This is a genomic window from Thalassolituus sp. UBA6592 (assembly GCF_002433655.1).
In the GTDB taxonomy this organism is placed as follows: domain Bacteria; phylum Pseudomonadota; class Gammaproteobacteria; order Pseudomonadales; family Oceanobacteraceae; genus Venatoribacter.
On record NZ_DJIO01000111.1, the window covers coordinates 22,428 to 34,846 of the forward strand.

General features: G+C 53.8%; 14 protein-coding genes. 9 read left to right on the forward strand and 5 right to left on the reverse strand.

Annotated elements, in window-relative coordinates; all coding sequences use genetic code 11:
- Positions 1-33: 33 nt before the first annotated feature.
- The 4 genes from phaC (at position 34) to B2Z72_RS10330 (ending at position 2,945) form a co-directional block, all read left to right on the forward strand.
- On the forward strand, positions 34-1,860 hold the full coding sequence (gene phaC, locus B2Z72_RS10315) for a class I poly(R)-hydroxyalkanoic acid synthase (RefSeq protein WP_296983415.1): 1,827 nt from the start codon (positions 34-36) through the stop codon (positions 1,858-1,860).
- Between the two features lie 120 nt (positions 1,861-1,980).
- Positions 1,981-2,424, forward strand: a complete 444-nt coding sequence (locus B2Z72_RS10320) for a hypothetical protein (protein ID WP_296983413.1) — start codon at positions 1,981-1,983, stop codon at positions 2,422-2,424.
- On the forward strand, positions 2,414-2,734 hold the full coding sequence (locus B2Z72_RS10325; RefSeq protein WP_296983412.1) for a YheU family protein: 321 nt from the start codon (positions 2,414-2,416) through the stop codon (positions 2,732-2,734). Before B2Z72_RS10320 ends, B2Z72_RS10325 begins: the two co-directional genes overlap by 11 nt.
- Positions 2,727-2,945, forward strand: a complete 219-nt coding sequence (locus B2Z72_RS10330; RefSeq protein ID WP_296983411.1) for a hypothetical protein — start codon at positions 2,727-2,729, stop codon at positions 2,943-2,945. The genes B2Z72_RS10325 and B2Z72_RS10330 overlap by 8 nt, the downstream gene beginning before the upstream one ends.
- Positions 2,946-3,055: 110 nt before the next feature.
- Here B2Z72_RS10330 and mnmC read toward each other — a convergent pair whose 3' ends face one another.
- The gene (gene mnmC, locus B2Z72_RS10335) at positions 3,056-5,206 is read right to left on the reverse strand and encodes a bifunctional tRNA (5-methylaminomethyl-2-thiouridine)(34)-methyltransferase MnmD/FAD-dependent 5-carboxymethylaminomethyl-2-thiouridine(34) oxidoreductase MnmC (protein WP_297004737.1); all 2,151 of its coding nucleotides are present in this window, start codon (positions 5,204-5,206) and stop codon (positions 3,056-3,058) included.
- On the opposite strand from mnmC, the gene B2Z72_RS10340 reads away from it, so the two are divergent.
- Positions 5,184-6,065: an AEC family transporter gene (locus B2Z72_RS10340; RefSeq protein ID WP_297004740.1), complete on the forward strand. Its 882-nt coding sequence runs from the start codon at positions 5,184-5,186 to the stop codon at positions 6,063-6,065. The two genes, mnmC and B2Z72_RS10340, sit on opposite strands and share 23 nt — an antisense overlap.
- A 50-nt stretch (positions 6,066-6,115) precedes the next feature.
- Here the strand turns inward: B2Z72_RS10340 and B2Z72_RS10345 are convergent, their stop codons facing one another.
- The 4 genes from B2Z72_RS10345 to B2Z72_RS10360 all read right to left on the reverse strand — a co-directional run bounded on the left by B2Z72_RS10345 (position 6,116) and on the right by B2Z72_RS10360 (position 8,392).
- Positions 6,116-6,703, reverse strand: coding sequence for a peptidylprolyl isomerase (locus tag B2Z72_RS10345; protein WP_349676760.1), 588 nt, complete (start codon positions 6,701-6,703; stop codon positions 6,116-6,118).
- Positions 6,704-6,813: 110 nt separating this feature from the next.
- The gene (locus tag B2Z72_RS10350) at positions 6,814-7,476 is read right to left on the reverse strand and encodes a TIGR04211 family SH3 domain-containing protein (protein ID WP_296985852.1); all 663 of its coding nucleotides are present in this window, start codon (positions 7,474-7,476) and stop codon (positions 6,814-6,816) included.
- A gap of 11 nt (positions 7,477-7,487) precedes the next feature.
- A complete protein-coding gene (locus B2Z72_RS10355; protein ID WP_296985854.1) occupies positions 7,488-7,784 on the reverse strand; it encodes a YciI family protein in 297 nt (98 codons plus the stop codon).
- A 2-nt stretch (positions 7,785-7,786) separates the two neighbouring features.
- Positions 7,787-8,392: a septation protein A gene (locus B2Z72_RS10360; RefSeq protein ID WP_296985856.1), complete on the reverse strand. Its 606-nt coding sequence runs from the start codon at positions 8,390-8,392 to the stop codon at positions 7,787-7,789.
- Positions 8,393-8,459: 67 nt separating this feature from the next.
- On the opposite strand from B2Z72_RS10360, the gene B2Z72_RS10365 reads away from it, so the two are divergent.
- From B2Z72_RS10365 to B2Z72_RS10380, 4 genes are all read left to right on the forward strand, one after another.
- Entirely contained in the window at positions 8,460-9,305 is an 846-nt protein-coding gene (locus B2Z72_RS10365) for a PHP domain-containing protein (RefSeq protein WP_296985858.1), read from the forward strand.
- A gap of 55 nt (positions 9,306-9,360) precedes the next feature.
- Complete coding sequence (locus B2Z72_RS10370) at positions 9,361-9,981, forward strand: L-threonylcarbamoyladenylate synthase (protein WP_296985859.1); 621 nt, start codon at positions 9,361-9,363, stop codon at positions 9,979-9,981.
- Between the two features lie 154 nt (positions 9,982-10,135).
- Positions 10,136-11,152, forward strand: coding sequence for a tryptophan--tRNA ligase (gene trpS, locus B2Z72_RS10375; protein WP_296985861.1), 1,017 nt, complete (start codon positions 10,136-10,138; stop codon positions 11,150-11,152).
- 14 nt (positions 11,153-11,166) lie between these two features.
- Positions 11,167-12,372 carry a tryptophan--tRNA ligase gene (locus B2Z72_RS10380; protein ID WP_296985863.1) on the forward strand — a complete coding sequence of 402 codons (1,206 nt, stop codon included), beginning with the start codon at positions 11,167-11,169 and terminating at the stop codon, positions 12,370-12,372.
- The last annotated feature ends 47 nt before the right edge of the window (positions 12,373-12,419 follow it).

Here is a 12,419-nt window from a genome sequence, read left to right on the forward strand (position 1 = left end):
TAATTCAACCGGCTTTATTTTTACAGGTAGATTATGACCGCGCCAAAGGAATCCATAGAAAACATCGAAAAGGCAGTCAGTGATTTTTATGATATGGCAGGCCACATGGCCGAACATTACGGAAATGTTTTGACCAAAGCCATCAGCCGTCCGACTTCCGCCGAGGATCCTGCCGCCTCAGTACTGACTGATTTCTCAGAAGCCATGCGTGAGTTTGGTGATGCACTGGCGAAAGACCCTGGCAGGGTGATGGCGACCCAGATGGGAATGCTGAAAAAACAACAGGAAATATACCAGACGACAGTGCTCAGATTTTTGGGTAAGCAAAGCGAAGATGTTGTTTGTCCTGAGCAGGGTGACAAGCGCTTTAAAGACGGTGAATGGACGGAGAATCCGGTCTTCGACTATATCAAGCAGCTCTACCTGCTGCAGTCGAACTCCCTGATGGACATTATTAAAAATACTGATGGCATCAGCGAGCATGCCAGGCAGAAAGTGGAATACCTGGTGCGCCAGTATGTTAATGCGCTGGCACCGAATAATTTCCCGGGACTGAACCCGGAAGTTATCCGTAAAACCATGGAAACCGGTGGTGCTAATCTGCTCAATGGGATGGCACAGCTGATGAAAGATATGGACGACAGCGTGCAGGGTGCACTGAACGTCGCCATGACAGATACCAGTGCTTTTCAGGTTGGGCGCAATATCGCGGTAACCCCGGGTAAGGTGGTTTATCAGAACGATATTATGCAGCTGATTCAGTATACGCCAACCACAGAAAAAACGTTTAAGCGACCGTTGCTGGTCGTGCCGCCATTTATTAATAAATATTATATTCTCGATCTGCGTGAGGAAAATTCCTTCCTTAAGTGGCTGACCGATCAGGGACACACAGTATTCTGTATTTCCTGGGTTAACGCTGGTCCTTCTCTGAAAGATAAGGGCTTTGATAATTATGTGCTGGAAGGCCCGGTCGCTGCCATTGATGCGATTGAAAAAGCCACCGGTGAAAAAGAAGTTAACGCCATTGGTTACTGCGTCGGTGGTACCTTGCTTGCAACGACCCTGTCTTATTTGCAGAAAAAGCGCCGTGACTGTATTAAGTCCGCGACCTTTATGGCGACGCTTATAGATTTTTCCATGCCGGGTGAAATCGGCGTTTTCATTAATGAAACGGCTATCTCCGCGCTGGAAAAACAGATGAATATGCTGGGCTACTACGATGGCCGACAGATGTCGTTCAGTTTTAATACCCTGCGCGAGAATGATCTGTTCTGGTCATTCTTTATCAATAATTACCTGATGGGTGAGCGTCCGGCAGCCTTTGATCTGTTGTACTGGAATACTGACAGCACGAACCTGCCGGCGCGTATGCACGGTTACTATCTGCGTCATATGTATCTGTACAATGAGCTGGTCGAAAAAAATGTGATTGAGCTGGACGGCGTGAAGATAGATATCAGCGCCATCAAAGCACCGGCTTATTTCGTCTCTGCAGCCCAGGATCATATTGCGCTGTGGAAGGCGACGTACAAAGGTGCGCAGGTACTTGGTGGCGCGAAGAATACCCGCTTCGTTCTGGGTGGCTCCGGGCACATTGCCGGGATTGTTAACCCACCGGTTAAAAATAAATACGGCTTCTGGACCAACGACAAATTGCCGGCTGATCCGGATGAATGGTATCAGGACAGTGAGCGGCATGATGGCTCGTGGTGGTCTGACTGGCAGAAGTGGGTACTTACCCAGGGGGATATGGACGAAATTCCTGCGCGCCAGCCGGGCAGTGGGGAGCTGGAGGTTATTGAAGATGCGCCGGGCAAATTTGTGCGCCAGCGGATCATCGATGTGTTGCATAAGTGACGCTGCTCTCAATCCTTAAACAGCAGATTCTGCAATACTCCTAACGGCGCATAATGCGCCGTTTTTGTTTTTGTCACTTTCGGTTATGATGCTGACTGCATTCAGTTGTAAGGATTTTTCGTGTCTGCGTTTGATCAGGAATCCATAGTTTATGGGGTGATCCGCCATGCCCCCGCCGCCGACGAGTTTACCGCCCGGCTGCAGCGTCGCTCTAATCTGAGTGCGATACAGGCTTTGCCTTCCGGTGTTGATGACGACTGGTCACTGCTGTGCCGGGAAATGTTCTCCATGCCTGGCGATGATATTTTCAGCGGTACTTACCATACCCAGTTGATTCAGTTCGCGGCCTCGTACAAGGCCGTGGAGTATGAATGGGAACATTGGCTGCGCCAGTTTGAAACTCTGCTGAAGAGTATGTACTGGGTTTCAGCCACGATTCATCTGGAAACCGAGTTATCGGGTAAGCATACCTTTAACTGGCACGCGGAGCTGGGCCATGCGCCATCCGATGCCGAACTGCGTATGAACTGTGAATGGGAACGGGAGGCCGGCTTTGCCGTCTGATGATTTCCGCCCGACCACGGAATTTGGTCAGCCACCGGAGGACGAAAGCCCTCAGGATGGCGTGATTGAAGTACCGTACCAGCGTCTAAGCAGCGAGGCGCTGGATGCCATTCTGGAAGAATTTGTGACCCGCGAGGGCACGGATTACGGGGATTACAGCTATTCTCTGGCCGATAAAAAGGCCCATGTCCTGCGCCAGCTGGAACGATCAGAGGCGACACTTTTATTTGACCCCGCCAGCCAGACCTGCCACATTGAAATGGTACAGGTACTTCGCCGTCATGGCTGGGCTGGTGGTTCCGATGAATGATATTCAGCATCAACAGATTAAGCGCAGAATACGTCAGGCCGTTGGTGATATTGATGCAATGAAAGCACAGTTGGCAGAGATCCGCCGCTGTTGTGAAGCGCTGGCCGGTACCATGCGCCAGATTCGGGAAGAATCAGAGAACGCCCGTCAGAAGGTGGTCAAAGAACGTGAACTGGCGGAGCGTAAAAGGCAGATGAAACGCGTCGTCTGACCCCGTCATTCCACCCCAAACAATCCCAACCCATCTTTTATTTCCAGGGCTGACTGCTCGCAATGGAATGATATGTCGGTGCTTCAGCGCGCCTGCGCTGAGTGCTGCTTTTATTCTGTCAGTTGCGGCGGCAGTTTCCGTCGCACCATATCCCGCAACAGAAATCTTCCGGGCCACAGGGCTTCAGCCACGCCAGCTGATACCGGCAGGCTGTCACCGCTGATCTGAGCTGCCAGCAGTGCCGCACACAGAGGGCCTGATGCCAGTCCGCGGGAGCCGTGCCCGATATTCAGCCATAAGCCATTGAGATTCGGAACAGGCTTCGCCGGAATACGTTTGGCGTTCTGCACCATGGGCGAATAGGTGCGGATAAAGGCCCGGGTATCGGGCACTGGACCTGTCATGGGCAGATAGTCCGGCGTGGTACAGCGGAAGCCAACGCGGCCGCCCTGAACGGCATCCAGCCGGGAATTGTCAGCCAATTGCTGCCATTGCGGACCGAAATCACTCAGGTGATTCAGATTGGTCTGATGATCCGTGTCACGCAGGCTGTTTTCATCATCGCGCAGGTTATAGGTTGCTCCGAGAACCAGCCGGCCGTTTTGCGCCGGGGCCATATAACTGCGGCCACACAAGACGGTATTCAGAGCAGGGGTCAGCTCTGGTCTGAGATAGCTCAGCTGGCCGCGAATAGTTTTCACCGGCAGGTAGGCGTCAGGTAAAAGTGACTGCGCATCTGCGGCGGTACAGATAACCAGTTGATCAAAGGTCCATTGTTGGCTTCGCTCTGTGACCGTGCGGTCATCAGAGGCTTCTGCTGCCGCTGCAAACTGCCAGCCGTGTTCAGCTTTTTTCAGGCCGGATACCTGGCCCTGCACAAAACGGATACCGCTGTGCTGCAGCAGGGTTTGGCAAAGGTCTGCGGGGCTGACCCAGCCGGCCTGTGGAAAGAAGAGACCGCCGCGCTTCTGTTCGCTGCCGGCCAGCTTTGATGCCTGCTGCTGATCAAGGGCATAAACCAGCTCTTGCGGCATGGCCCGGGCAGTACTGAATTTCTGTTGGCGCTGCTGTTCTTTGTCGTCGTACGCCAGCTGCAGCACACCGCATTGCTGCCAGTATGGGTTATTACTATCGCCACGACCAAGAATGCGGCTCATGGTATTCACCGCCAGCTGAAATGCCTGCAGATAAAAATCGGTATGAATGGCCTGATCATTGGCCGCCAGTTTGACGTAAAGACCGCCCTGGGGGTTACCGGACGCCGCCTGAGCAATGCCGCGCTGATCAAACACGGTCACCTCAAAGCCACGGTCAGCCAGAGCGCGCGCGGTCGTAGCGCCCGCCAGACCCGCGCCAATAACCGCAATACGATGCCCGCGCTGAATCGCCGGCGCGAGTTGCCATGGGCGAATAACGGCTTCGGCCGGCTGTTCCGGCCCATTGCGGCGATTGTAATAGCCACACACCATTTCGCGTTTACGCCCATACCCTTTTACCCGTTTTACACCAAAGCCTGCGCCCAGCAGACCACGGCGCACCAGACCGGCAGCGGTGAAGGTGGCGACGCTGGTCAGTGTCAGCGGATCATGTCTGTGCGCGGCCGGGCTTGTTAACAGGCTCAGGCGGCGCATGCCCGCGAACAGCTCTTCATTCCACATCGTTGGGTTTTTGGATGGGGCAAAGCCATCCAGATACCAGGCGTGAACCGGGCCGGTGAGTTGTGCCAGGGCGCTTTTTACGTCATCGAAGATCAGAGTCAGGCTGATGCGTTCTTCCGGCCATTGCAGTACATGAAATCCTGCGACCGGTAACGGATATTGTTCGGCCAGTTTGCTGCTCAGTTCCTGCAGTTCAGGCCAGAGCGCCAGCGCCTGTTGCAGCTGTTCCCGGGTCATGGGGAATTTTTCAATGCTGGTGAAGTGCAGCCAGCGGTGCTCATCTTTGTGGTTCTGATGTTGGCGCCAGCTTTGCCAGGTCATGAGGAAATTCAGCCCGGTGCCGAATCCGGTTTCAGTGATACAGAAGCTGCCTTGCCAATCAGCCCAGCGTTCAGGCAAACCATTATGCTGCAGAAAGACGTAACGGCTTTCTTCCAGTCCGTTTTCGACAGAAAAATAGGGATCGTCAAATTCAACCGAAACCGGCTGGCCATCGTCGCGCCAGCTCAGCTCGGGTGCCTGGGGGAAAGAAAGCGGGTCGGGCAAGGTAAACTCCGGCAGCTGCATGTATGATGAGCGCATGATAACCGAAATTTTTGCCATTATGGCGCCGGTGTTGGTCTGTGCCTGCATTGGTTTTTTCTGGGCCCGTCGCGGCCATGGCTTTGATGCCGAATTTATTTCCCGCTTAGTGCTGAATGTCGGCGCCCCGGCTCTTATGCTGTCGGTGTTAAGCTCGGTGGAAATTGACCTTACTGCCTTCCGTCAAACGGCGCTGGCCTGCGTTCTGGTGGCGCTGATGATGGCCCTGCTTGGTGTTGTGATTCCCCGTATGGCGGGTCACGACGTGCGGGCATATCTGCCATCTTTTGTTTTTCCTAACGTCGGTAATATGGGCCTGCCGGTTTGTATGCTGGCGTTTGGTGATGAAGGTCTGGCGCTGGCACTGGCATTTTTTATGGTGCTGTCGATTGCGCATTTTCCTGCCGGAATATTATTGGCGGGCGGGCGTTCGGCTGGTGGGGTGGCGGGCCTGTTTAAAATGCCGGTGCTGTATGCCATTTTTATCGGCCTGCTTCTGTTGTGGCAGGGCTGGCGTTTGCCGCCACCGATTGAAAATTCGGTCAGGCTGATCGGTGGTATGACCATTCCGCTGATGTTGATTACGCTGGGCGTGTCTTTGCAAAGGCTGCAGGTCAAACAATGGAAACAGGCGCTGGCGTACAGTGTGCTGCGAATCGGTGGCGGTCTGTTGGTGGGCTTGTTTGTGGTGTGGTTGCTGGATATGCAGGGCGTAGGCCGCGGTATTGTGCTGATTCAGGCATCCATGCCGGTGGCGGTATTTAATTACCTGTTTGCCGAGCGTTATCAGCGTCAGCCGGAAGCCGTGGCAGGCATGGTAGTGATGTCGACGCTGATGTCGTTTGCCACGGTTCCGCTTTTGTTACTGTATCTTCTTTGAACCGTTGTAAGCGCTTAAAGCGTTTTTGTTCTTATTTGTGTCCGTGGTGATTATTCGGCAGGTTCAACGACGGTCACGGCGTTAATAACGATATCTTCCATAGGTTGATCGCGCGGGCCGGTGGCCGTGGTGGCGATCGCGTCGACAACGTCCATGCCTTTGGTCACCTTACCGAACACCGCGTAACCAAAGTCACGCACGCCATTGTCCAGGAAACGGTTGTCTTTTACGTTAATAAAAAACTGGCTGGTGGCGCTGTCAACGCTGCGGGTACGGGCCATGGAAATGGTGCCGCGCAGATTCTTCAGGCCATTGTCGGCTTCGTTTTTAATCGGTGGTAGGGTAGCTTTCTGACGCATGTCCGGGGTAAAACCACCGCCCTGAATCATAAAGTCTTTAATTACCCGGTGAAATATCGTGCCGTCATAGTGTTTGCTTTCGACATAGGTCAGGAAGTTGTCGACGGTGATGGGGGCTTTGCTGCGATCCAGCTGCAGTTCAATGTCACCGGCGCTGGTGTCCATCAGAATGGTCACTGTGTCGGCGTCTTCAGCCTGTGCCGATGGCAGCATCGATAATGCGATGGCAACGCTGGTGGCAATGGTGATAGCGACAGATTTTAAGGTTTTACCGAGCATGCTGTTCTCCGTTCATTATGTTGGCCGCGCTGGTAATCCTGAGTGATTACAGCAGGGTTTGCGGCCAGTAAAAAGGGGAGCTATGCTCCCCCGTATTCAATCGCTGATACTCAGGACCAGCCGCTGTTTTTACGTCCGCGGATGGAAGGCAGAATCAGGCCGGCAATAATACCCAGCACCACAAGGCCGCCACCATACAGCAGGAAAGTGCGCTGACGGTGATCGGACAGGCTTTCGTTTTCTGCGGTCAGTGTTTCCAGACGGATTTCCAGATCCTGATTGCGCTGAGTGAGTTTTTTCACCTTCTCATCCAGGGTCAGGGCATTTTCAGAAATGTTGGTGATGCGTTCCAGTTGCTGTTCCAGATCTGAGTTCTCACGACCAAGACCAGAGCGTTCGCTTTTCAGGCGTTCCACTTCGGCCTGAAATTCTGCTTTCTGATTCTGCGCGGTTTCCAGTTCAGCCTGCAGCTTTTCCAGTTCACGGTTGGCCAGAATCAGTTTTTCTTTTGCCACCGGTTCAGTTTCCAGGAAACGGGTCAGAACCCAGCCTTCGATGCCTTTATCGGTTTTCACTTTGGTGTAACCGGTGGCTTCATCTTCAGAAATAAAAATCAGATGCTCGCCGCTTTGCAGGGCTTTAAGGATACGGTATTCCTGACTTGGGCCAGAGCGCAGCTGCAGCCACAGAGTATCGGTGACATAGCGTTTTTCCACCGCCTGAGCGGCAGCAGAGGTGAGTACCAGGGCGAAAACAATGAACAGTTTTTTCACGATAAACTCCCTCAGAATACTTTTTTGAACGGCTTCACGATGACCTGCTGGTAAACACCGGCAGCGACATACGGATCTTCGTCAGCCCAGCTCTGTGCTTCCTGCAGTGAGGCAAATTCGGCAACGACCAGGCTGCCGGTAAATCCGGCTTCGCCCGGATCTTCTGAATCAATGGCCGGGTGTGGCCCGGCCAACAGCAGGCGGCCGGCATCGGATAAAATCTGCAGGCGTTCAAGGTGCGCAGGGCGTGCTGATTTACGTTGTTCAAGAGAGCCGGGAACGTCCTGGCTGATAATCGCATACCACATGCTTACTGCTCCTCATGATTCATATAGCGGTACAAAAATAAAGACTGGCCGATAATAAAAAGGATGGTCAGTCCGAGCAAACCAAAGAGTTTGAAATCGACCCATAATTCTTCTGAAAAAGTATAGGCAACGTACAGATTGGCCAGACCACTGACCACAAAGAAGGCAACCCAGGCATAGCTGAGGCGTGTCCAGACGTGATCAGGTAAGGTCATAGCCTGTTCCATCATACGCTGGATAAGCGATTTTTCTGTGAACCATTGCGTGCCAAGAAATGCCGCAGCAAACAGCCAGTTAACGATGGTTGGTTTCCACATCAGAAATTCTGCGTTCTGGGATATCAGGGTGGCGCCACCCAGAATAACCACCAGTGCCAGGGTAACAAGGTGCATTTTTTCCACTTTGCCGGTGGTAACACGCAGATAAATCACCTGAATAATGGTCGCCGGAATAAGCACGCCCGTGGCGATAACAATGGGTTTGGTCGCTTCCAGTGTTGCCACCATCTCAGGTGACAGCAGTGGCGAGACAGCGCTGATCAATTCAGGTGCCCATTTGTAGACAAGGAAAAAGATAACAATAGGCAGAAAATCAATGAGTAACTTCATTCGCTTAGTGGCTTCACTCTTATTACAATGGTGAGAGATTATGGCGTAACCGGGAGATAGCGTCCACGTGATATCCGATATTGATCTGCATTGCCATTCCACCGCATCTGACGGCAAATTAGCGCCGGAAGATCTGGTAGCGCGTGCAGCCGAGCGTGGCATCCGCACTCTGGCGATTACCGACCACGATACCGCCGAGGGGTTCCGCCGCGCACAAAGCAAAGCCAGAGAACTTGATGTTCGTCTCATACCTGGCATCGAATTGTCCTGCGTCTGGGGTGGTATTACTGTGCATCTGGTCGGGCTGAATTTCGATCCGGACAGTGAGGCGATGCAAAAAGCCGAAGCGATTCAGGCTGATGCCCGCGCTAAACGCTCTGAAGTGATTACTGAACGTCTGAGTAAGCGACTGAAGCATGAGATCAATCTGGCTGACGTGCAGGCTTATGCCGGTGGTGACCAGGTCGGACGCCCACATTTTGCCCAATATCTGATTGACCGCGAATTAGTGCCATCCATGAACATCGCCTTCAGTAAGTATCTGGGCGCTGGCAAACCAGGTGATGTTAAGACCGGCTGGCCGGAACTGGCGGATGCGGTGGAATGGATTGTTCAGGCTGGCGGTATTCCTGTTGTTGCCCATGCGCATCTGTATAAAATGACGCGTACCAAATTACGTCACTGTCTGACTGACTTTATCGACGCCGGCGGGCGGGCGATCGAAGTCGCCTATGGTCAGATGGATAATAACCAGCGTGGCCAGATGAGCCAGCTGGCGAAAGAATTCGGGCTGATGGGTTCCTGTGGCAGTGATTTTCACGGCCCCAACCGTTTTGGTCTGGATCTGGGCGTGATGCCGTCATTCCCGAAAGAGATTACCCCCGTCTGGCACAGCTGGCAGGACGCCGTCTGATTCTGCTGTGTGCCGGATATCTGCCGTTCACTGATGAGCGGTGTAAGGAGCTATTGTGAGCCAGTTTTTTCAGATTCACCCCGAAACCCCGCAAAGCCGTCTGATCAAACAGGCAGCCGACATCATCCGTCAGGGTGGGCTGGGTGTTGTTCCCACCGATTGCGCTTATGCGCTGGCCTGCCGCATTGGCGATAAAAGCGCTACTGAGCGTGTTCAGCGCCTGCGTCAGTTAGGGCCGAAGCACAACTTTACTCTGCTGTGTCGTGACCTGTCGGAGTTGTCCACCTTTGCCAAAGTCGATAACACTCAGTATCGCCTGCTGAAAGCGCACACGCCGGGTGCTTTCACCTTTATTCTGCCGGCCACCCGTGAAGTGCCACGTCTGCTGATGCATCCGAAGAAGCGCACTATCGGTATCCGTGTGCCGGAAAATGCCATCGCCATGGCTCTGCTGGAAGAAATGAACGAGCCGCTGATGACCAGCTCGCTGATTATGCCCGGTGACGATATGCCACTGTCGGACCCTTACGATATCCGCGATACGCTGGAGCACCATGTGGATCTGGTGATTGATGGCGGTTACTGCGGTTTTGAAGCCACAACCGTGGTTGATATGACCGATGAAGTGCCGCTGGTGACGCGTCAGGGCGTAGGCGACGCTTCGGCCTTTCTCTGAGTCGTGTGCCGGTTCAGAGCATAACCGGCAAACATTCTTCTGCCAAAGGCAGCTTTCAGGGGCAGGAAATTTGCCCCTGATTCCCACCCAGGACTGAAACCTGAGGCCAAAAACGGTATTATTCGCGCTTTACGATCTACGAGTAGTAACCAGTATGAGCAAGAAGCGCGTTTTAACCGGGATCACAACCACAGGCACCCCCCATCTCGGTAACTATGTTGGTGCCATTCGCCCGGCCATCGAAGCCAGCCGTGATACCAGCAACGAAACCTTTTATTTCCTCGCCGATTACCATGCTCTGATCAAGAGTCAGGATCCTGCCGCTGTGCACCAGTCCGGCAAAGAAATCGCTGCTACCTGGCTGGCACTCGGACTGGATACCGATAACTCCACCTTTTATCGTCAGTCGGATGTCCACGAAATTCCGGAACTGACCTGGATACTCAACTGTGTCTGTGCCAAAGGTCTGATGAACCGCGCGCACGCTTACAAAGCCTCAGTGGATGCCAACCTTGCTGAAGGCGAAGATGCCGATAAAGCAATCACCATGGGGCTGTTCAGCTACCCGGTACTGATGGCTGCTGACATCCTGATGTTTGGTGCCAACGTGGTGCCGGTCGGCAAGGATCAGATCCAGCACGTGGAAATGGCCCGTGACATCGCTCAGCGCTTTAACCATATTTTCTGCAAAAAACAGCCGCTGCTGACTCTGCCGGATTATCAGGTCGACGATAACGTCGCCGTTCTGCAGGGGCTGGACGGCCGTAAGATGAGTAAGAGTTACGGCAATACCATTCCGCTGTTTCTGACGGAAAAGCAGCTGCAGAAGCACATTAACAAGATCAAAACCAACCTGCTGGAACCCGGCGAGCCGAAAGATCCGGACGATTCCGTGGTGTTCCAGATCTGGAAAGCATTTGCCAATGCAGAACAGACGGCGGAAATGCGTCAGGCATTTGCTGACGGCATTGGCTGGGGCGATGCCAAGAAAAAACTGTTTGCCCTGATCAACGAAGAAATCGGCGAAGCCCGTGAGCGCTACAACGATCTGCTGGCGCGTCCGGCGGATATTGAAGCCGAGCTGCAGAAAGGCGCTGAAAAAGCCCGTGCCATCAGCAAGCCTTTGCTGGAGCAGGTACGCGAAGCCGTTGGCATTTTCAAACTGGCCTGATGCGGAGCCGATAAGTGGAACCACACAGACGGGTAGTGTCGGGCATGCGCCCGACCGGCAGTATTCACCTTGGTCATTATCACGGCGTACTGAAAAACTGGGTGCGCATGCAATATGAGTACGAGTGTTACTTCTTTATCGCTGACTGGCATGCGCTGACCACGGACTACGAAGACGTTGGCAATATCCGTGAATCATCACGGCGCATGCTGATTGACTGGCTGGCGGCCGGGGTTAATCCGGGCTCAGCCACGTTGTTTGTACAAAGTCAGATTCCGGAGCTGGCTGAGCTGCATCTGCTGCTTTCCATGGTAACGCCGACCGCCTGGCTGGAACGGGTGCCGGGCTATAAGGAAATGCAGGATAAACTGCACGACCGCAGCCAGGGCACTTACGGCTTCCTCGGTTATCCGCTGTTGCAGGGTGCCGATATTATGGCCTTCCGTGCCGGTGTCGTGCCGGTTGGAGCTGATCAGGAGCCGCACGTAGAAATGGCGCGGGAAGTTGCCCGTCGCTTCAACTACCTCTACGGCCGTGACGAAGGCTTTGAAGCTCAGGCAGAAGCCGCCATCCACAAGCTGGGCAAGAAGAGCAGTGCGCTGTATCGCCAGTTGCTGGATGCTCATCAGACTCACGGCGATGAAGACGCGCTGGAAACAGCAAGAGCGCTTGTACGTGAACGGGGCCGTCTGACACTGGCGGAGAAAGAACGTCTGCTGGGCTATCTGGAAGGATTGGGCAAAACCATTCTGACGGAGCCGCATTCTATCCTCACGGATACCGCGCGCATGCCGGGTCTGGATGGCGAAAAGATGTCCAACTCCGGCAACAATATTATCCGTCTGCGTGAAGACCCGGCCGAAGTCGAACGTAAAATCCGTACCATGCAGACCGACCCGGCGCGTATCCGTCTGTCGGACCCGGGTGAACCGGAGCGTTGCCCTGTGTGGGAGCTGCACCTGTTGTATTCGGATGACGATGCACAGCAGCAGGTACAGAACAAATGTCGTAATGCCGGCTGGGGCTGTGTGGAATGTAAGCAGCCGGTGGCGGAAGCCATTATTGCTGAGCAGGCGCCGATTCATGAGCGTGCTGCTCAGTACGAAGAAAACCCGGAGCTGCTGCAGCGTATTCTCAGCGAAGGGACAGAACAGGCCCGCGATGAAGTACGTGCCACTCTCAGGGAAGTGCGTGAAGCCATGGGGCTGACAGGAATCTGATATGACGGATCAGCGCGACGACAACAGTCCGCAGCAGGCGGAAGATG

Coding starts and splice junctions, on each gene's coding strand:
- phaC (WP_296983415.1), top strand. CDS start 34: ATGACCGCGCCAAAGGAATCCATAGAAAACATCGAAAAGGCAGTCAGT.
- B2Z72_RS10330 (WP_296983411.1), top strand. CDS start 2,727: ATGAATGATATTCAGCATCAACAGATTAAGCGCAGAATACGTCAGGCC.
- B2Z72_RS10340 (WP_297004740.1), top strand. CDS start 5,184: ATGATAACCGAAATTTTTGCCATTATGGCGCCGGTGTTGGTCTGTGCC.
- mnmC (WP_297004737.1), bottom strand. CDS start 5,206: ATGGCAAAAATTTCGGTTATCATGCGCTCATCATACATGCAGCTGCCG.
- B2Z72_RS10345 (WP_349676760.1), bottom strand. CDS start 6,703: ATGCTCGGTAAAACCTTAAAATCTGTCGCTATCACCATTGCCACCAGC.
- B2Z72_RS10355 (WP_296985854.1), bottom strand. CDS start 7,784: ATGTGGTATGCGATTATCAGCCAGGACGTTCCCGGCTCTCTTGAACAA.
- B2Z72_RS10360 (WP_296985856.1), bottom strand. CDS start 8,392: ATGAAGTTACTCATTGATTTTCTGCCTATTGTTATCTTTTTCCTTGTC.
- trpS (WP_296985861.1), top strand. CDS start 10,136: ATGAGCAAGAAGCGCGTTTTAACCGGGATCACAACCACAGGCACCCCC.